Below are 18,272 nucleotides of genomic sequence, written 5' to 3' on the forward strand. Positions count from 1 at the left end.
TGCAGAAGTACACGCCGGCGCTGATGCCGATCTTCGCGCCGTACATCAATTCGTATCGCCGGCTGTCGCGCTTCATGGCCGCGCCGATCAACGTGCAGTGGGGTTACGACAACCGCACGGTCGGTTTCCGGATTCCGCACGCGAGCCCGGCCGCGCGGCGCATCGAGAACCGCATTCCGGGCGTCGACTGCAATCCGTACCTCGCGCTCGCCGGCACGCTCGCGGCCGGCTATCTCGGCATGACGCAGGCGCTGGAGCCGACCGCGCCGATCGCGACGGACGGCTACAACCTGCCGTACCAGCTGCCGCGCAATCTGGAAGAAGGTCTCACGCTGATGGGCGCGTGCGCGCCGCTCGCGGAGATCCTCGGCGACAAGTTCGTGAAGGCGTATCTCGCGTTGAAGGAAACCGAGTACGAGGCGTTCTTCCGCGTGATCAGTTCGTGGGAACGCAGGCATCTGTTGCTGCACGTATGAGCACGCGCGCGTTCAAGGAGACATCATGAGCAACGATTTCGACACGGCGCGCTACCGGGCGCTCGATGCGGCGCACCACCTGCACCCGTTCTCGGACATGGGTGCGCTGAACCGCGCGGGCAGCCGCGTGATCGTCAAGGCGNAGCGTTCTTCCGCGTGATCAGTTCGTGGGAACGCAGGCATCTGTTGCTGCACGTCTAAGGACGGCATTCGAAGACTGCAATCAGGAGAGCAAGATGACATACAGAATCGGCGAAGTGGCCTATGTGCAACCTCAGCAGGCGCCGAGCGCGAAAATCGCCGCGCCGCGCAGCACCGCGGAATATCGCGCGATGGATGCGGCGCACCACCTGCACCCGTTCTCGGACATGGGTGCGCTGAACCGCGCGGGCAGCCGCGTGATCGTCAAGGCGGACGGCGTCTATCTCTGGGATTCGGACGGCAACCGGATCATCGACGGGATGGCGGGGCTATGGTGCGTCAACGTCGGCTACGGCCGCGCCGAACTGATCGACGCGGGCAGCCGCCAGCTGCGCGAACTGCCGTTCTACAACACCTTCTTCAAGACCACCCATCCGCCCGTGATCGAACTGTCGGCGCTGCTGGCCGAGATCGCGCCCGCGCCGTTCAATCATTTCTTCTACTGCAACAGCGGCTCGGAAGGCAACGACACCGTGCTGCGCATCGTCCACCAGTACTGGCGCACCCAGAACCGGCCGCAGAAGAAATACGTGATCTCGCGCCGCAACGGCTATCACGGCTCGACCATCGCGGGCGGCACGCTCGGCGGCATGGACTACATGCACGAGCAGATGCCGTCGCAGGTCGAGCACATCGTCCATCTCGACCAGCCCTATTTCTTCGGCGAGGCGCCCGCCGGGATGACCCCCGAGGCATTCGGCCTCGAACGCGCGCGCCAGCTGGAGACGAAGATTCTCGAGCTGGGCGCGGACAACGTGGCCGCGTTCATCGGCGAGCCGTTCCAGGGCGCGGGCGGCGTGATCTTCCCGCCGTCGACCTACTGGCCGGAGATCGAGCGGATCTGCCGCCAGTACGACGTGCTGCTGGCCGCCGACGAGGTGATCGGCGGCTTCGGCCGCACGGGCGAATGGTTCGCGCATCAGCATTTCGGTTTCGAGCCGGACCTGATGACGCTGGCGAAGGGGCTGACGAGCGGTTACGTGCCGATGGGCGCGGTGGCGATGCACGACCGGATCGCGCAGGCGCTGATCGCGCACGGCGAGTTCAATCACGGGATGACCTATTCCGGGCATCCGGTGGCGGCGGCGGTGGCGGTGGCGAACCTGAAGGTGCTGCGCGACGGCGGGGTGGTGGAGCGGGTGAAGCGCGACATCGGGCCGTACTTCCAGCAGGCGCTGCGCGACGCGCTGGGCGATCACCCGCTGGTGGGCGAGATCGCGGGCGCGGGGCTGGTGGCGGGCGTGCAGCTGGCGCAGGACCGGGCGACGCGGCGGCGTTTCGCGAACGGCGGCGAGGTCGGCACGCTGTGCCGGGACCACTGTTTCAACGGCAACCTGGTGATGCGCGCGAGCGGCGACCGGATGCTGCTGTCGCCGCCGCTCGTGATCACCCGGACGGAAGTCGACGAGATCGTCGCGAAAGCGAAGCACGCGTTCGACGCCACGGCCGAGCAATTGGGCATTTCGTAATCGCGAGGCCGCCGGCGTGGGACGCTTGGCGCCGGCGGCCAGCACGAACAGGATCACACCATGAGCGAGAAATCCCTTCGACATCACGTGTTGCACACCCTCTCGAGCGCTGCGCTGCTGGCCGTCGCGCTGTCCGTTCCCGGCGCGCAGGCGGCCGAAAAGCAGCTCAATCTCTACAACTGGTCCGACTACATCGCGAAGGGCACGATTCCGGGCTTCGAGAAGCTGACCGGCGTCAAGGTCCGCTACGACAACTACGACAGCGACGATACGCTGCAGGCGAAGATGCTGTCGGGCAGCACCGGCTACGACGTCGTCGTGCCGACCTCCAATACGATGGCCAAGCAGATCGAGGCGGGCGTCTATCAGAAGCTCGACAAATCGAAGCTGCCGAACCTCGCCAATCTCGATCCCGTGCTGATGAAGATGCTGGCGGATGTCGACCCCGGCAACCAGTACGGCGTGCCGTGGGCGTTCGGCACGACGGGCATCGGCTACAACGCGCAGGCGGTACAGAAGGCGCTCGGCGCCCACGCGCCGGTCGACAGCTGGGCGCTGGTGTTCGATCCCGCGCACATGGAAAAACTGAAGAGCTGCGGCGTGTCGTTTCTCGATCAGGCCTCCGACGTGTTCGCGGCGACGTTGCAGTACATGGGCAAGAATCCGAACAGCACCGATCCGGCCGACTATCGTGCAGCCTACGAGGTGCTGAAGAAAGTCCGGCCGTACATCACCCAGTTCAACTCGTCGGGCTATATCAACGATCTGGTCAACAAGGACGTTTGCGTCGCGCTCGGCTGGTCGGGCGACGTCGGCATCGCGAAGCGTCGCGCGAAGGAGGCGAAGCGTCCGTACGACATCCGTTTCTCCAATGCGAAGGAGGGCGGCATTCTGTGGTTCGACGTGATGGTCGTGCCGAGGGACGCGCCGCATCCGGAAGCCGCGCTGCAATGGATCAACTATGTGTCGAATCCGCAGGTGAACGCGGCCATCACGAACGAAGTGTTCTATCCGTCGGCCAATCGTGCGGCACGCCCGTTCGTGACGCCCGCGATCGCGCAGGACCAGGCGGTGTATCCGACCGATGCCGAATTGTCCCGGATGTCGCTGCAGAAGCCGCTGCCGATCGTCATCGTGAAGCTGGAGAACCGGCTGTGGTCGCAGTTGAAGGCAGGCCGTTGAATTGACGCCGCGAGGCAGGCGTCGCGCGACGCCTGCCCGCCAACCATGACGAGACCGCGCGGGTCGGGCAACGAATGAAGCGCCCGCCGGCGGGGCGAAGTTTCCGATCGTAGTCCGCTGTCTGCGAAACGCGTTGCGCGCTTCGCATGGGAGCGCTCACGCCTGCGATTCGTAACGAGAGGGTGATGCCATGAACCAGAACCAGGTTTCCCACGACGATGCGCGCCGCGCGCCGTCATCCGCGCCGCACGCGCAGCCTAAGTCTTTCGTGCGGATCGAGCAGGTGGTGAAGAAATTCGGCGACAGCGTCGCGGTCGATCACGTCGATCTGACGATCGAGAAGAACGAGCTGTTCGCGCTGCTCGGCAGCTCGGGCTGCGGCAAGTCGACGCTGCTACGGATGCTGGCCGGCTTCGAGACGGTGACGTCGGGACGGATCCTGGTCGACGGCGAGGATCTGGCGGCGCTGCCGCCATACAAGCGGCCGGTCAACATGATGTTTCAGTCGTATGCGCTGTTTCCGCACATGACGGCGGAAGCGAACGTCGCGTTCGGTCTCAAGCAGGAGCGGGTGCCGAAGGCGGAGCTGCGCGAACGGGTTGCCGATGTGCTCGCGCTCGTGCAGATGGGCAAGTACGCGCAGCGCAAGCCGCATCAGCTGTCGGGCGGGCAACAGCAGCGCGTCGCGCTTGCGCGTTCGCTGGTCAAGCGGCCGAAGCTGCTGCTGCTCGACGAGCCGATGTCGGCGCTCGACAAGAAGATCCGCCAGAAGACTCAGCTCGAACTGGTCAACATCATCGAGAAGGTCGACGTCACTTGCGTGATGGTGACCCACGACCAGGAGGAGGCGATGACGATGGCGAACCGGCTTGCGGTGATGAGCGAAGGCCGGATCGTGCAGATCGGCACGCCGGGCGAAGTCTACGAGTATCCGAACAGCCGCTTTTCCGCGGAGTTCATCGGCTCGACCAACCTGTTCGAGGGCACGCTGGTCGAGGACGAGCCCGATTACATTTTTGTCGAGAGCGACGCGCTCGACGCCCGCATCCACGTGAGCCACGGCGTGACGGGGCCGCTCGGGATGCCGGTCGGCATCTCGGTGCGGCCGGAGCATGTCGCGCTGTCGCGCGAGCGGCCGGCGTCGCCGCACAACTGGGCGAAGGGCGTCGTCGCCGACATCGCGTACATGGGCAGCTACTCGCTGTATCACGTGCGTTTGCCGAGCGGCAAGACGGTGGTGTCGAACGTGTCGAGCGCGCAGATGGCGCAGACCGGCCTTCCCGATTATGACGACGACGTGTTCGTCTCCTGGCTGCCGACCAGCGGCGTGGTACTGACCCAATGAAAACGTCCACCTCCCCGACCCTGCGCGGCCTGCCCGGCGGCGTGCACGACCCGGCGCGCGGCGTCGCGCGGCGCTTCATCGCGCGCTGGCTGCCGTCCGGCCGCTCGTTCGCGATCGGCGTGCCGTTCCTGTGGCTCACCGTGTTCTTCGCGGTGCCGTTCGTGCTGGTGCTGAAGATCAGCTTCGCCGACCTGCGCATCGGCATTCCGCCGTATACCGAACTGGCCGCGATGAAGGACGGCGCGATCAATTTCACGGTGCAGCTGAGCCATTACGCGTTCCTGCTCGAGGACAGCCTGTATTTCGCCACCTACGTCAGTTCGCTGAAGATGGCAGCGGTGTCGACGGTGTTCTGTCTGCTGATCGGTTATCCGGTCGCATACTGCATCGCGCGTACGTCGCCCGGCACGCGCAACCTGTTGATGATGGCCGTGATGCTGCCGTTCTGGACCTCGTTCCTGATCCGCGTGTACGCGTGGATCGGCATCCTGAAGGACGACGGTCTGCTGAACCGCGCGCTGATCGGGCTGGGGCTGATCCACGAGCCGATCCGGCTGTATCACACGGATTTCGGCGTCTACATCGGCATGGTGTATTCATATCTGCCGTTCATGGTGATGCCGCTTTACGCGCACCTGGTGAAGATGGATCTGTCGCTGATCGAGGCGGCCTACGATCTCGGCGCGAAGCCATGGACCGTGTTCACGCGGATCACGCTGCCGCTGTCGAGGAACGGGATCATCGCGGGCAGCCTGCTGGTGTTCATCCCGGCGGTGGGCGAGTACGTGATTCCCGAACTGCTCGGCGGCGCGGACACGCTGATGATCGGCCGCGTGATGTGGAATGAATTCTTCAACAACATGGACTGGCCGATGGCGTCCGCCGTCACGGTCGCGATGGTGCTGCTGCTGCTTGTGCCGATGGCTGTGTTCCAGTACTACCAGGTGAAAGAGCAGGAGGGCGTGCGATGATCAAGCCGAACAGGGCGATTACGGTGAGCGTGCTGACGGGCGGCTTTCTGTTTCTGTACATCCCGATCATCAGCCTCATCGTGTATTCGTTCAACGAGTCGAAGCTGGTGACGGTGTGGTCGGGCTTCTCGTTCAAATGGTATGCGGCGCTGCTGAAGGACGACGAGTTGCTGAGTGCCGCCTGGCTGTCGCTGAAGATCGCCGTGCTGACCGCGTGCACGTCGGTCGTGATCGGCACCTGGGCGGGCTTTGTGCTCGCGCGCTTCGGCCGCTTCAAGGGGTTCACGCTGTTCAGCGGGATGATCAACGCGCCGCTCGTGATCCCCGAAGTGATCCAGGGGATTTCGCTGCTGCTGTTGTTCGTCGCGATGGAGCAGTTGCTCGGCTGGCCGGCCGGCCGCGGCACGCTGACGATCTGGATCGGTCACATGATGCTGTGCGTGTCGTATGTCGCGATCGTCGTGCAGTCGCGCGTGCGGGAGTTGAATCGCTCGCTCGAGGAGGCCGCGCTCGATCTCGGCGCGGCGCCGCTCAAGGTATTCTTCGTGATCACGCTGCCGCTGATCTCGCAGGCGCTGCTCGCGGGCTGGCTGCTGTCGTTCACGCTGTCGATCGACGACCTGGTGTTGTCGGCGTTCCTGTCCGGCCCCGGTTCGACGACCTTGCCGCTGCTGGTGTTTTCTCGCGTGCGGCTGGGCCTGAATCCGGAAATGAACGCGCTCGCGACGATCTTCATCGTGCTGGTGACGATCGGCGTGATCGCGGTGAACATGCTGATCCTCGCGCGTGAGCGCAAGCGGCTGCGCGACATGCAGGCGGCGCTCGCCGCGCCGCCGCCCGACGAACCGCGCAGCCCCGGCGGTCCGCGCCGCGCGGCCGACGCAGGCTTCGGCGTGCGCGGCTCGGCTCCCTCCCTGTAACGATGGCGAACGCTATGCTCGACTTTGCTCATCAACCGCATGCCGCGTCGTACTACGCGGCCAGCGCCAACGATTCGACCCGGCATCCGCCGCTCGACGGCTCGATCGCGGTGGACGTGTGCGTGATCGGGGCGGGACTCACCGGGCTGTCGGCCGCGTTGAATCTCGCCGAGCGCGGCTATTCGGTGGCCGTGCTCGAAGCGTCGAGGGTCGGCTGGGCGGCGAGCGGGCGCAACGGCGGCCAGTTGATCGGCGGCTACGCGTGCGAGATCGATACGTTTGCCGCGCAGATGCCGCCCGAGGACGTGCGGCGCATCTGGGACATGGGGCTCGAATCGGTCGAGATCGTCAGGGAACGGGTCGCGAAGCACCGGATCGATTGCGATTTGACGTTCGGTTATCTGACCGCCGCGAACAAGCCGCGCGACGCCGCCGCGTTGCGCGCCTGGTGCGACGAGGCGGCATCGCGCTACGACTATCACGCGTATCGCTATGTCGAGCAGCACGACCTGCCGCGCTACGTCGATTCGGCGCGCTACGTGGGCGGACTGTTCGATGCGGACAGCGGCCACCTGCATCCGCTTAATTACACGTTGGGTCTTGCGCGGGCGGCGCGCGAGGCGGGGGCGTCGATTTTCGAGGAGACCTGTGCGCTGTCGTTCGAGAAGGCGAACGGCCGCTATCGGGTCGTCACGGAGCGTGGCGAGGTCGCCGCGGGCCAGGTCGTGCTCGCATGCAATGCGTATCTCGGCCGCCTCGCGCCCCGGCTCGCGCGCAAGATCATGCCGGTCGGTACCTACGTGATCGCGACCGAGCCGCTCGGCGCGGAGCGCGCGCGGGCGTTGATGCCGGCGGACGCGGCGATCTGCGACAGCGCGTTCGTGCTCGACTACTTTCGTCGCTCGAAGGATCACCGCGTGCTGTGGGGCGGCAAGGTCAGCTATTCGAAGCTGGCGCCTCGCGATCTCGCGAAGGCCATGCGCCACGACATGCTGAAGACTTTTCCGCAGTTGGCCGACGCCAAGGTCGACTATGCGTGGGGCGGGTTCGTCGACATCACGATGAACCGTGCGCCGCACTTCGGGCGGCTCGAGCCGGACGTGTATTTCGCGCAGGGATTTTCCGGACATGGGGTGAATGTCACGGGGCTCGCCGGCAAGCTGATCGCCGAGGCGATCGATGCGCAGGCCGCCCGCTTCGACCTGTTCGGCAAGCTCCGGCATCGCGATTTCCCGGGCGGCGACTGGCTGCGCACCCCTGCGCTGGTGCTCGCGATGGCCTGGTATCGGATGAAAGATGCGCTATAACGTTCGAAGGAGTACGCGCGATCTTCACTAAATTTAACAGTGGGGGTCGCGCGGCGGCGCTATGGTGTCGGGATCGGTCGTCCGGTGGTTGGGGGACGATTTGGCCGGCAACATTTTTTCAAGGAGCAGCGATGACCAGGATCTTGCGGGCGCTTTGCGTGGCGGGCGGTGTCGCGCTGGTGGCGGGGTGCGCGACACAAGGGACGCCGTACCAGGACATGTCGGCGTCGATCCCGACGCTCGATGCCGAACACGGCCGGCTGTACTTCTTCCGCGAGACGAGTGCGCTCGGCGCCGCGAGCGGCGCGCAGGTGAAGATCAACGACCAGCCGGTCGGGGCGATGCCGATGGGCGGGTTCTTCTATGTCGACGAACCGGCGGGCGAGTACACGATCACGACGTCGAGCGAGCCGGACAAGCCGTTGAAGGTCGTGCTGGACGGCGGCGACACCCGGTATGTGCGGATGAGCGTGCCGTTCTCGGTGATTGCCGGACCGTTGACGCCGACGCTCGAGAAGGAGCCGGAGAAGGCGCGGCAGGTGGTCGAGACGCTGAAATATGTCGGCGCGGCGCCGGCCGCTGCGGTGGGGAAGAGCGCGGCGTCGCAGTGAGGGAGGGGGCGCGTTATCGTCGTGCCGCGCTCGGTCGCGCTCCTTGCCGTTGTCTTTTGATTCGAGGCAAAACTCTTCACGTTGCGCATGTACAGGAAGCACAACCCGAAGCCCCGGCTCCGGCGGTTGTCGGTCAGGCGAGGTCGCCAGTTCGCGATCTCGTCATTATCGGTATCGCGCACGCTGGCGTACCGGTAACGAGGTAAGGTTGACGGTCCGTGGTCAGGTTCGGCTTTCCGTGCCGTGCGTCGACGTCTCACCTGATGTACGCTCGGCTTCTGATTGAACGATAAAGCTGCACCTTTCGAACCAGCCACTTCGCAAACGTAGCAATTTGCCTCTTGCGATAGCGTGGGTCGTTGACGCTCGGTTTCATGGCGGGCTACTTGCTGGCGGACTTCGACAATCTGGCGCGACGGCTGCAAGCGCAGCCGGGTCGCGCGCGCATAACCGAGCCCTCTCTCGCGCACCCTCTGCGTTTGGCAAGGTCGGTTTCTCGCCGGCCTTTCTTGTTTCCGCCCGGGAATCAGGCGCCGTTCCAGCGTTTTGCCGCGATCGCGACGCGTTCGCCCAGCACTTCGGCCGTTTTTCGATCGCTCTCGAGAATCGCATCCCCGCCCTGATCCGCATTTGCCTGCGCCATTGCACCGAGGAACGAACCAAGCCTGTTCAGATCGTCGACCGACCCCGTGCTGCTGTTGTTGCCGGGCATCAAGCCGAGGCTGACCCAGAGCATCTGATGTTGGGCCGCGAAGACGGAGAGCTGCTGCAGCGTCGCAAGCTTGTCGCCGCTTTGCGAAGCCGACACGGTGAAGCCGGCCGCGAGCTTGTCGCGCCACTTGCCCCAGTACTTCGACGACGCATCCATGAAGCCCTTGAACTGCGCGGAGGCGCTGCCCATGTAGGTCGGCGAACCGAAGATGATCGCCTTCGCATCCTGTTCCAGGTACGTCCAGTGCTCGTCGATCGCATCGACCGGAATCAGCTTGACCGACACACCGTCGACTTTCTCGACACCACGCGCGACGGCTTCCGCAATGACAGCCGCATGGCCGTAGCCACTATGAAAAACCACAGCGATTTCAGACATGAAAAACTCCTTATAGGGTTGAATCGAACATGAACTGTTACTGAAATGGTAACATATAAATTCGCACGATCACGTGTTAACGATAATTCCGCCAGTGACACACTTGAACCCCTATCCGGGAAATTTGCTCGTTCCTCGTCGGCGGCAATCGCTGGTTCGGGATCGATCCGGCCAGGACATCCGGCGCAAGCAATTCCGCCCGCAGGTCTGCCCGGTGCATGCCCGGGAGTGCATTCAAAAACTATTGGCAGGGCATCCAATCACGCTATAGCTGCTGTCTTTCGCGGTGCAGCATCAAGCGAAACGTGCCCAGGTGGCGGAATGGGTAGACGCACTAGGTTCAGGTCCTGGCGGTGGCAACATCGTGTTGGTTCGAGTCCTCTCCTGGGCACCATTTAGAGTCGCTAACACAACCTGGACATCAAGCCATGAACACCATATCCCGGCGGGATGTCGAGACGAAAAATCAGTAACGCATTGTGGGCAGCGCTGGAGCCATTGATTCCTGTATTCGAACCATCGCCCAAAGGCGGTCGCCGACGTACGGTCGACGACCGCGCAGCATTGAACGGCATCCGGTATGTCCTGCAAACGGGTATTCCGTGGGAAGACCTGCCGCAGGAGCTTGGTTTGGGTAGAGGGATGACATGCTGGTGACGACTACGGGATTGGCAGGCAGCGGGTGTGTGGGAGCAACTGCATCTGGCGATGCTTCGTCGATTGCGTGAGCATGACCCGATTGATTGGGAGCGGGCGGAGTCTTGACGCCGCCAGTGTTCGGGCGACCGGAGCACTCGGCTAGCTGCCCTTGAATTCGCAATGACGCGACCGATCGCAGTGGGTCGATCACGGTCCTTGATGAAGCGGCGGCGAAGCAATCTTAGACCTGAGCTGACGCTGACTGACAGATCAGGTCTCGAGTGACGCATGTGCAGTGTCAGGGCATCCCGTTAGCGCGGGAGATGCGAACGAAAAAAAGCCCTGCGAGTGCAGGGCTTTTTCTTTGCCTAGTGGCTTTGCGCTGGCGCCAGAGAGAACTGCTCGATCCAGCGTTGAACGCGTCGCCACAAGCGGCGAATCTTTGGTGGGCGGTACTGGGATCGAACCAGTGACCCCTGCCGTGTGAAGGCAGTGCTCTACCGCTGAGCTAACCGCCCAAAGAGCCTTGAATTATGTCAGAGCTTGATTGGCTCGTAAAGCACTTTTTAGGACATATTCATCGTGGCGGGTACGAACCGTGCTGTAGCGCGATCCGAGGCGTGATTCTACAGTCAATCCGGCACTTTTATCCAGGATTATTTACGTGGGCAACGCAAGGCGCCGGGGTGGGGCGGCTTCTGGACGAGCCCTGAATACGCTCTCCGCGAAGCATGTGGTCCGACGCTTGCCACGACACTGCGCGATCGCCTACGCGCGCTACGGCAACGACACGCTTCGGACATGTCACCGAACGGCGTTCGGCAGATTCCCGATCGCCGCGCGCAAATATTGCGCGAACCGTTCGGCAACAGGCTCCACCGCCCCCGCGCGCCGCAACTGCAGCGTATGCGATTCGAGCGCGTTGTCCCGCAGCGGCCGGTAGCATAGCCGCTCGTTGCGCACCTGCTGCAGCACGCGCGGCACGAGCGCGACGCCCATCTCGAATTCCACCATCGACAGTACCGTCTGCCATAGCCGTGCCTCGTGACGGATCAGCGGGCTGAAGCCGGCGCTCACGCACTGCGCGATGATCAGATCGTGATAGTGCGGCGCCGCGTCGCGCGGAAACAGGATGAACGGTTCCTTCGCGAGCGCGGCGAGCGCGATGCGCTTGCCGCGCGCGAGCGGATGCGCGGCGGGCAGGCAGCACAGGAACGGTTCGGAGAAGATCGTCTCGGCCGCGATGTCGGGCGGAAAGCTGCCCCAGTGCGCGTAGCCGAGATCGATCTGCGCACGCGTCATCGCTTGCACCTGCTCGTGCGTGTTCATTTCCTTCAGCACGATCTCGACGGTCGGGTAATCCGCGCCGAACTGCCGGACCGCCTGCGGCAGACCGCGATACAGCATCGAATTGACGAAGCCGATCCGCAGCCGTCCCGCCAGCCCCGACGCCGACCGGATCGTCAGCCGCCGCGCTTCGTCCGCCTGCAGCAGCAGCCGGCGCGCTTCGCCGAGCAGCACCTCGCCCGCATTGGTCAGCGCAACCGACTTGCTGGTGCGGGCGAACAGCTGCACGCCCAGCGTGTCCTCGAATTTGCGGATGTCGAAGCTCAGCGCGGGCTGCGAAATGAACAGCCGTTTCGCCGCGCGGCCGAAGTGCAATTCCTCGGCGACCGCCACGAAATAGCGCAACTGCTTGAGGTCCATGGCGTCTCCTGTCGCATCTATCGATAAGATTTATTTATCGTACTTGATAAATCGTGTATTGGACGATTATCGATCTCGCTCCTACGCTGATGGGAACAGGAGACGAGCCATGCACGATCACGCCGAAGCGTCCGCCACGGGCGCCGCCAATATCCCCGACAGCCGGGGCATCAACTTCTTCACGAGCGATCCCGATCTCGCCGCGCTGCTGCGGCTTCATCTGGGCGACGCGCCATACCGGCGCATCGAGCCGGAACTGGACGCGCTCGGCCTGCGCGCGTCCAGCGAACTCGACCGCTGGGCGTCCCGCGCGGACCGGAACCCGCCGCAACTCCAGCATCGCACCCGGCGCGGCGAGCCGCTGCAGCACATCGACAAGCATCCCGACTACGTGGCGCTCGAGCGTGTCGCCTATGCCGAGCTGGGGCTCGCGTCCATGAGTCACCGCGCGGATCCGCCGCCGCCGCTCGTCAAGTACGCGCTGACCTTCCTGTTCGTCCAGGCCGAATTCGGTCTGTGCTGTCCGGTCAGCATGACCGACTCGCTGACCCGCACGCTGCGCCGCTTCGGGTCTCCCGGTCTGGTCGAGCGCTTCCTGCCGCTGCTGGCGTCGCGCGATTTCGACGTGCTGTATCAGGGCGCGATGTTCATGACGGAGCAGGCGGCGGGGTCCGACGTCGCCCGCATCGCGACGCGCGCGGTGCGCGGCCCCGCGACGGACGGCGGTGCGAACTGGCGGTTGTACGGCGACAAATGGTTCTGCTCCAACGCCGACGCCGATCTCGCGATGGTGCTCGCGCGTCCGGACGATGCGTCGCCCGGTATCAAGGGACTCGCGCTGTTTCTGCTGCCGAAGACCTTGCCCGACGGCTCGCGCAATCACTACCGGATCATCCGGCTCAAGGACAAGCTCGGCAGCCGTTCGATGGCAAGCGGCGAGATCTCGCTCGAAGGCGCGCACGCGCATCTGATCGGCGAGGTCGGCCGAGGCTTCCAGCAGATGGCGGACATGATCAACATGTCGCGGCTGTCGAACGGCGTGCGCGCGGCAGGCTTGATGCGCCGCGCGATGACGGAGGCGTTGCACGTCGCGCGGCATCGCGAAGCATTCGGCCGCAAGTTGGTCGACATGCCGCTGATGCAGCGGCAGTTGCTGAAGATGCTGGTGCCCGCCGAGCAGGCGCGGTCGATGTTCATGCGGATCGCGCTGCTGCTGGCGCAGGCGGACGCGGGCGACGAATCGGCCGCGCGCTGCGTGCGGATCCTCACGCCGCTGATCAAGTTTCGCGCGTGTCGCGATGCGCGCCGGGTCGCGGGCGATGCGATGGAGGTGCGCGGCGGCACCGGCTACATCGAGGAATGGAGCGACGCGCGGGTGGTGCGCGACGCGCATCTCGGCTCGATCTGGGAAGGGACGAGCAACATCGTCGCGCTGGACATCGCCCGCGCCGTGAAGCGCGAACAGGCACTCGGGCCGCTGCGCGCCTTCTTGCGGGAGACGCTCGCGGGCGCGGCGCTGCCGGATTCGAGTGCGGCCGCGTTCGCACACGCATTGGCGCGCGTGTGCGACACGATGTCTGCGGTCGCCGAGCAGGGCGACGATGCGCAGGTTCGACAGGCCGGCTCGGCGCTGTATCACGTCACGACGGCGATCCTGATGGCGAGCGAGGGCATGCGGCTGGCACCGGATTACCGGCGTCTCGCGCTCGCGCATCTGGTGCTGCGCCACAAGCTGCTGCCCGTCGATCCGCTCGCGTTGCGCGAGCATGCGGACGATGCCGACGCGTTCGCCGCGCTGCTGAACGACCGGCCGGTTTCGCTGCAAGCGGCGATGCGGCTCGCCGGTGGCGCGGGAGCGGCGGCATGAGCGGCGCGGCGCACATGCCGGGCGCGCTGGCCGGCGTGACGGTGCTCGACCTGAGCCGCGTGCTGGGCGGCCCGTACTGTACGCAGGCGCTGGCCGACCACGGCGCCGACGTGATCAAGCTCGAACCGCCCGTGGGCGACGAGACGCGCGGCTGGGGGCCGCCGTTCTTCGACGATGCGGCGTGGTACTTCACCGGCGTCAATCGAAACAAGCGGGGCATCGCGGTCGATCTGTCGTGCGACGCCGGCCGCGAGATCCTGTGGCGCCTGCTGGAAAACACCGACGTGCTCGTCGAGAACTTCAAACCCGGCACGCTCGCGCGCTGGGGCATGGACTATGCGCGCGACCTGCAGCCGCGATTTCCCCGGCTGATCCATTGTGCGATCACGGGCTTCGGGCCGGACGGCCCGCTCGGCGGGCTGCCGGGCTACGACGCGGTGATCCAGGCGATGGCGGGGCTCATGAGCGTCAACGGCGAACCCGACGGCGCGGCCACGCGCATCGGCCTGCCGATCGTCGACATGGTCACGGGGCTCAACGCGCTAGCCGGCATCCTGCTCGCGCTCGCGGAGCGCGAGCGCAGCGGCGCGGGCCAATCGATCGATATCGCGCTGTACGACTGCGGCGTGTCGCTGCTGCATCCGCATCTGCCGAATCATTTCGGCTCGGGCCGGGTGCCGGCACGCAGCGGCAACGCGCATCCGAACATCGCGCCGTACGACAGCTACCGCACCGCTAGCGTGCCGATCTTCATCGCGGTCGGCAACGACCGGCAGTTCGCGCGGCTGTGCGCGTACCTGGGCGCGCCCGAGCTGGCCGCCGATACGCGCTTCATCGACAACCGCAGCCGCTGCGCGCACCGCGCCGAACTCAAGGCCGCGCTGGAGGCCCGCTTCGCCGCGCACGAATGCGATGCGCTCGCGCGCGCATTGATGGCGCAAGGGGTGCCGTGCGGACCGGTGCAGACGATCGACGTGGTGGCCCGTCATCCGCATACGTTGCACCGGGAACTGGTGGTCGAACTCGGCCGCTACCGCGGCACGGCCTCGCCGATCCGGCTGTCGCGCACGCCCGCGACCTACCGCAGCGCGCCGCCCGGGCTCGGCCGCGATACGCGCGCGGTGCTCGACGCGCTCGGCATCGACGCCGGCACGCAGCAGCGGCTGTTCGATGCGGGCGTGCTGATCGAACCCGCCGCCGATGGATGACGGCACCGCCGGCCGGCGGCATACCGGCCAACCCGGTCAAGGCGCGCGTCAGTCGCGCCATCGACGACAGACACGGAGACACGGATGAACCCTCAGCACGACCTTGCCAAGCCGGGCCGCCAGCCCGGCCGCGCGGCCCTGGCCGCGTTCGTCGGCACGACGATCGAATGGTACGACTTCTATATCTACGGTACGGCCGCGGCGCTCGCGTTCGGCAAGGTGTTCTTCTCGCCGACGATGAACCCGGGCATCGCGACCTTGCTGGCATTCGTCACGTTCTGGGCGGGGTTCGTCGCGCGGCCGCTGGGCGGCATCGTGTTCGGCCACCTGGGCGATCGCGTCGGCCGCAAGCAGGCGCTCGTCATCACGCTCGTGATGATGGGGCTCGCGACCACGGGGATCGGCCTGCTGCCCGGTTATGCGCAGATCGGCGCGTGGGCGCCGGCGGGACTCGTGCTGCTGCGGCTGCTGCAAGGGATCGCGGTGGGCGGCGAGTGGGGCGGCGCGGTGCTGATCGCGAGCGAGAGCGCACCCAAGCACAAGAGCATCCTGTACGCGGCGTTCGCGCAGCAGGGCGCGCCGGCCGGCAACCTGATGGCGACGGGCGCGTTCTTCGCGCTCAGCGCGCTGCCGGCGCCCGATTTCATCCAGTGGGGCTGGCGGATTCCGTTCGTGCTGTCGGCGGTGCTCGTGATCGTCGGCATGGTGATCCGGCTGAAGCTCGAGGAGTCCGGCGACATGCAGCGCGTGCTGCGGCGGAACAGGACGGTGAAGCTGCCGCTCGCGGAGGTGCTGCGCGACCACTGGCCGGTCGTGCTGCTCGCGGCCGGCGCGCTGCCCGTGATCCACGTCACGTACTTTCGCAGCACGTTCGCGCTGTCGTGGGCGACCCGCGAGTTGGGCTATGCGCAGAACACCTTCCTCGGCATGCTCGCGATGTCGCTGGTCGTGCAGTTCTGCGCGCAGCCGGTCGGCGCCTGGCTCGTGTCGAGGATCGACATGCGTCGCGCGATGTGCATGATCCTGATTCCGGAACTCGTGCTGATGCCGGCGATGTTCTACGCGATCGAAACGCGCGCGTACTGGCCGGCGGTGCTGGGGATGTGCCTGTCGACGATTCCGTCGGCGATGTTCTACGGCGCGGTCGGCGGGATGCTCGCGCGCGCGTTCCCGGCCAATGTCCGCTATACGGGGCTGTCGCTGTCGTATCAGCTCTGCTCGCTGCTGATCGGCGGCGGGACGCCGGTGCTCGCGCAGGCGATCCTCAACGCGACGGGCAGCATCGCCGGCGTGGCGCTTGCGTCCGCGCTGTACGCGTGCATCTCGCTCGTCTGCATGCTGATGCTGCTGAAACGCACCGGGTATCGCGCGAGCGAGCTGTCGACGGCGGAGCGGGCCGATGAAGAGGAGAGCGGCCCGGCGGAACCGGACCGGGGTGACACAGTCGCGCCGGCATTGAAACCGGGCTGAGCGGCGGTACCGGCGGCGCGATGAGGCCGGGCCGGCGAAGGGGGCTCCCGGCGCGATGCGCGCCCGGAGCCGGGGCGTGAATTCAGTTCTGCGTGGGCGGCACGTAGCCGGTTGCCTGGTCGGCGCCGTCGCCGAAGAAATACTTCTCGGTCTGTTTCACCAGATACTGGCGCGCGCGCGGGTCGGCCATGTTCAGGCGGTTTTCATTGATCAGCATCGTCTGCTGCTTCAGCCAGCCTTGCCACGCTTCCTTCGAGACGCTTTCATAGATGCGCTTGCCGAGTTCGCCCGGCAGCGGCGGGAAATCGAGTCCCTCGGCTTCCTTGCCGAGCTTCGCGCATTGAATCATACGGGCCATCGTGTACTTCTCCTGTAATCGGACTTGGGGGAGGGCGGGCGCTTGGCGACGCTCAGAGCTGCTTCATCAGCACGAGCGACTTGCGCTGCCAGTTATAGAGTTTGCGGCGGTCTTCCGGCAGGTCGTCGACCGTGGCCTTGACGAAGCCGCGCTTCAGGAACCAGTGCTCGGTGCGGGTCGTCAGCACGAAGATGTGCGTGAGGCCGCGCGCGCGGGCTCGCTGCTCGACCCGCTTGAGGAGCCGCTCGCCGTCGCCGGAACCCTGCGCTTCGGGCGCCACGGTCAGGCAGGCCATCTCGCCGATCTTCTCGAGCGGGTACGGATACAGCGCCGCGCAGCCGAACAGCACGCCATCGTGCTCGATCACCGAGAAGTGATCGATGTCGCGCTCGAGCTGGTGGCGGCCGCGCCGCACCAGCGTGCCGTCCGTCTCGAGCGGCTCGATCAGGGTCAGGATGCCGCCGACGTCGTCCGGCGTCGCCTCGCGCAGGCTCTCGAGGTTCTCGTACGAGATCATCGTGCCGACGCCGTCGTGCAGGAACAGTTCGAGCAGCATGCTGCCGTCGAGCGATTGCGGAATCAGGTGGGCCCGGGTCACGCCGCCGCGGCAGGCGCGGATCGCGTGCTTCATGAAGAACGCCTCGTCGCCCTGCAGGTCGCCGGAATCGAGCAGGTCGGCCGCCGCATCGAGCGACATTTCGCGGACCAGTTCGCCGGCTTCGTCGACGATGCCGGGGGTTTCGGTCAGGAAAATGATCTTGTCGGCGCGCAGCGCGATGGCCGCCGCCGAGGCGACGTCTTCCATCGACAGGTTGAACGCCTCGCCGGTCGGCGAGAAGCCGAGCGGCGACAGCAGCACGAGCTTGCGGCTCGCGAGGGAATGGCGGATCGACTCGGCGTCGATCTTCCTCACGATGCCCGTGTGCGCGAAATCCACGCCGTCGAGGATCCCGACCGGCCGTGCGGTCACGAAGTTGCCGGACACGACGCTGATGTGCGCGTGCGCCATCGGCGTGTTCGGCAAGCCCTGGCTGATCGCCGCCTCGATATCGAGCCGCACTTCGCCGGCCGCTTCCTTCGCCGATTCGAGCGCGCGCGCATCGGTGATTCGCAGGCCGTGCGAGAACGCCGACTCGACGCCGTGCAGGCTCAGCTGTTCCTCGACCTGTGGCCGCGAGCCGTGAACCAGCACGATCTGGATCCCCATCGCCTGCAGCAGCGCGATGTCGGCCACCAGCGCGTTGAGGAGCCCCTGCTGCACGACCTCGCCGCCGAATCCGACGACGAACGTGCTGTTGCGGAACCGGTGAATATAGGGCGCGACGGAGCGCATCCAGTCGACGAACTGCGCATGGCCGGCGACGATGTCGCCGTCGGGCTGGGCGTTCGCGGCGCCTGCCTGGGCGGTGGGGAGGTCGGTTTGGGAATTCATGGCCGGGATTATAATGCGC

The 18,272-nt window shown here is 65.7% G+C and carries 13 protein-coding genes, 2 tRNA genes and 3 pseudogenes; 13 read left to right on the forward strand and 5 right to left on the reverse strand.

The genetic code is table 11. The annotated features are described in order from the left end of the window. From RZR99_RS15195 to RZR99_RS15230, 8 genes and pseudogenes are all read left to right on the forward strand, one after another. Positions 1–476 (forward strand): annotated as a pseudogene (locus tag RZR99_RS15195) (glutamine synthetase); the annotation flags it as partial. Positions 477–712: 236 nt separating this feature from the next. Next, on the forward strand, positions 713–2,146 hold the full coding sequence (locus tag RZR99_RS15200) for an aspartate aminotransferase family protein (protein WP_323120610.1): 1,434 nt from the start codon (positions 713–715) through the stop codon (positions 2,144–2,146). Between the two features lie 60 nt (positions 2,147–2,206). Then, on the forward strand, positions 2,207–3,328 hold the full coding sequence (locus RZR99_RS15205) for a polyamine ABC transporter substrate-binding protein (protein WP_323120611.1): 1,122 nt from the start codon (positions 2,207–2,209) through the stop codon (positions 3,326–3,328). A 190-nt stretch (positions 3,329–3,518) separates the two neighbouring features. Continuing rightward, positions 3,519–4,673, forward strand: a complete 1,155-nt coding sequence (locus RZR99_RS15210) for an ABC transporter ATP-binding protein (RefSeq protein ID WP_323120612.1) — start codon at positions 3,519–3,521, stop codon at positions 4,671–4,673. Then, positions 4,670–5,644, forward strand: coding sequence for an ABC transporter permease subunit (locus RZR99_RS15215; RefSeq protein WP_323120613.1), 975 nt, complete (start codon positions 4,670–4,672; stop codon positions 5,642–5,644). Before RZR99_RS15210 ends, RZR99_RS15215 begins: the two co-directional genes overlap by 4 nt. After that, positions 5,641–6,564 carry an ABC transporter permease subunit gene (locus tag RZR99_RS15220; protein WP_323120614.1) on the forward strand — a complete coding sequence of 308 codons (924 nt, stop codon included), beginning with the start codon at positions 5,641–5,643 and terminating at the stop codon, positions 6,562–6,564. Before RZR99_RS15215 ends, RZR99_RS15220 begins: the two co-directional genes overlap by 4 nt. Before the next feature lie 14 nt (positions 6,565–6,578). Next, on the forward strand, positions 6,579–7,871 hold the full coding sequence (locus RZR99_RS15225; protein ID WP_323120615.1) for an NAD(P)/FAD-dependent oxidoreductase: 1,293 nt from the start codon (positions 6,579–6,581) through the stop codon (positions 7,869–7,871). A gap of 131 nt (positions 7,872–8,002) precedes the next feature. Continuing rightward, complete coding sequence (locus tag RZR99_RS15230; RefSeq protein WP_323120616.1) at positions 8,003–8,482, forward strand: DUF2846 domain-containing protein; 480 nt, start codon at positions 8,003–8,005, stop codon at positions 8,480–8,482. A 526-nt stretch (positions 8,483–9,008) separates the two neighbouring features. Here RZR99_RS15230 and RZR99_RS15235 read toward each other — a convergent pair. Beyond that, complete coding sequence (locus RZR99_RS15235) at positions 9,009–9,572, reverse strand: flavodoxin family protein (protein ID WP_323120617.1); 564 nt, start codon at positions 9,570–9,572, stop codon at positions 9,009–9,011. A gap of 307 nt (positions 9,573–9,879) precedes the next feature. Between RZR99_RS15235 and RZR99_RS15240 the strand changes: the two genes are divergently transcribed. Both RZR99_RS15240 and RZR99_RS15245 read left to right on the forward strand, forming a co-directional pair. Further along, positions 9,880–9,966, forward strand: a tRNA-Leu gene (locus tag RZR99_RS15240). Between the two features lie 56 nt (positions 9,967–10,022). Next, positions 10,023–10,328 (forward strand): annotated as a pseudogene (locus tag RZR99_RS15245) (transposase); the annotation flags it as partial. A 326-nt stretch (positions 10,329–10,654) separates the two neighbouring features. Here RZR99_RS15245 and RZR99_RS15250 read toward each other — a convergent pair. Together RZR99_RS15250 and RZR99_RS15255 are read right to left on the reverse strand one after the other, a co-directional pair. Then, positions 10,655–10,729, reverse strand: a tRNA-Val gene (locus tag RZR99_RS15250). A 286-nt stretch (positions 10,730–11,015) separates the two neighbouring features. Further along, complete coding sequence (locus RZR99_RS15255; RefSeq protein WP_323120618.1) at positions 11,016–11,918, reverse strand: LysR family transcriptional regulator; 903 nt, start codon at positions 11,916–11,918, stop codon at positions 11,016–11,018. A gap of 109 nt (positions 11,919–12,027) precedes the next feature. Between RZR99_RS15255 and RZR99_RS15260 the strand changes: the two genes are divergently transcribed. The 3 genes and pseudogenes from RZR99_RS15260 to RZR99_RS15270 all read left to right on the forward strand — a co-directional run bounded on the left by RZR99_RS15260 (position 12,028) and on the right by RZR99_RS15270 (position 16,463). Further along, complete coding sequence (locus RZR99_RS15260; RefSeq protein WP_323120619.1) at positions 12,028–13,785, forward strand: acyl-CoA dehydrogenase family protein; 1,758 nt, start codon at positions 12,028–12,030, stop codon at positions 13,783–13,785. Positions 13,786–13,802: 17 nt separating this feature from the next. Further along, a pseudogene (locus tag RZR99_RS15265) lies at positions 13,803–14,993 on the forward strand (CaiB/BaiF CoA transferase family protein); the annotation flags it as partial. A gap of 84 nt (positions 14,994–15,077) precedes the next feature. Beyond that, entirely contained in the window at positions 15,078–16,463 is a 1,386-nt protein-coding gene (locus RZR99_RS15270) for an MFS transporter (protein WP_323120620.1), read from the forward strand. 82 nt (positions 16,464–16,545) lie between these two features. On the opposite strand, the gene RZR99_RS15275 is transcribed toward RZR99_RS15270, so the two are convergent. Further along, the gene (locus RZR99_RS15275) at positions 16,546–16,821 is read right to left on the reverse strand and encodes an oxidative damage protection protein (RefSeq protein WP_323120621.1); all 276 of its coding nucleotides are present in this window, start codon (positions 16,819–16,821) and stop codon (positions 16,546–16,548) included. A 52-nt stretch (positions 16,822–16,873) separates the two neighbouring features. Continuing rightward, on the reverse strand, positions 16,874–18,253 hold the full coding sequence (gene argA, locus RZR99_RS15280; RefSeq protein WP_323120622.1) for an amino-acid N-acetyltransferase: 1,380 nt from the start codon (positions 18,251–18,253) through the stop codon (positions 16,874–16,876). Positions 18,254–18,272: the final 19 nt, after the last annotated feature.

It is taken from the genome of Burkholderia alba (assembly GCF_034721475.1).
GTDB lineage: Bacteria > Pseudomonadota > Gammaproteobacteria > Burkholderiales > Burkholderiaceae > Burkholderia > Burkholderia alba.

Excerpts from the sequence above, each read along its gene's own strand:
- RZR99_RS15200 (WP_323120610.1), top strand. The coding sequence starts at position 713 with ATGACATACAGAATCGGCGAAGTGGCCTATGTGCAACCTCAGCAGGCG.
- RZR99_RS15205 (WP_323120611.1), top strand. The coding sequence starts at position 2,207 with ATGAGCGAGAAATCCCTTCGACATCACGTGTTGCACACCCTCTCGAGC.
- RZR99_RS15210 (WP_323120612.1), top strand. The coding sequence starts at position 3,519 with ATGAACCAGAACCAGGTTTCCCACGACGATGCGCGCCGCGCGCCGTCA.
- RZR99_RS15215 (WP_323120613.1), top strand. The coding sequence starts at position 4,670 with ATGAAAACGTCCACCTCCCCGACCCTGCGCGGCCTGCCCGGCGGCGTG.
- RZR99_RS15220 (WP_323120614.1), top strand. The coding sequence starts at position 5,641 with ATGATCAAGCCGAACAGGGCGATTACGGTGAGCGTGCTGACGGGCGGC.
- RZR99_RS15225 (WP_323120615.1), top strand. The coding sequence starts at position 6,579 with ATGCTCGACTTTGCTCATCAACCGCATGCCGCGTCGTACTACGCGGCC.
- RZR99_RS15230 (WP_323120616.1), top strand. The coding sequence starts at position 8,003 with ATGACCAGGATCTTGCGGGCGCTTTGCGTGGCGGGCGGTGTCGCGCTG.
- RZR99_RS15235 (WP_323120617.1), bottom strand. The coding sequence starts at position 9,572 with ATGTCTGAAATCGCTGTGGTTTTTCATAGTGGCTACGGCCATGCGGCT.
- RZR99_RS15255 (WP_323120618.1), bottom strand. The coding sequence starts at position 11,918 with ATGGACCTCAAGCAGTTGCGCTATTTCGTGGCGGTCGCCGAGGAATTG.
- RZR99_RS15260 (WP_323120619.1), top strand. The coding sequence starts at position 12,028 with ATGCACGATCACGCCGAAGCGTCCGCCACGGGCGCCGCCAATATCCCC.
- RZR99_RS15270 (WP_323120620.1), top strand. The coding sequence starts at position 15,078 with ATGAACCCTCAGCACGACCTTGCCAAGCCGGGCCGCCAGCCCGGCCGC.
- RZR99_RS15275 (WP_323120621.1), bottom strand. The coding sequence starts at position 16,821 with ATGGCCCGTATGATTCAATGCGCGAAGCTCGGCAAGGAAGCCGAGGGA.
- argA (WP_323120622.1), bottom strand. The coding sequence starts at position 18,253 with ATGAATTCCCAAACCGACCTCCCCACCGCCCAGGCAGGCGCCGCGAAC.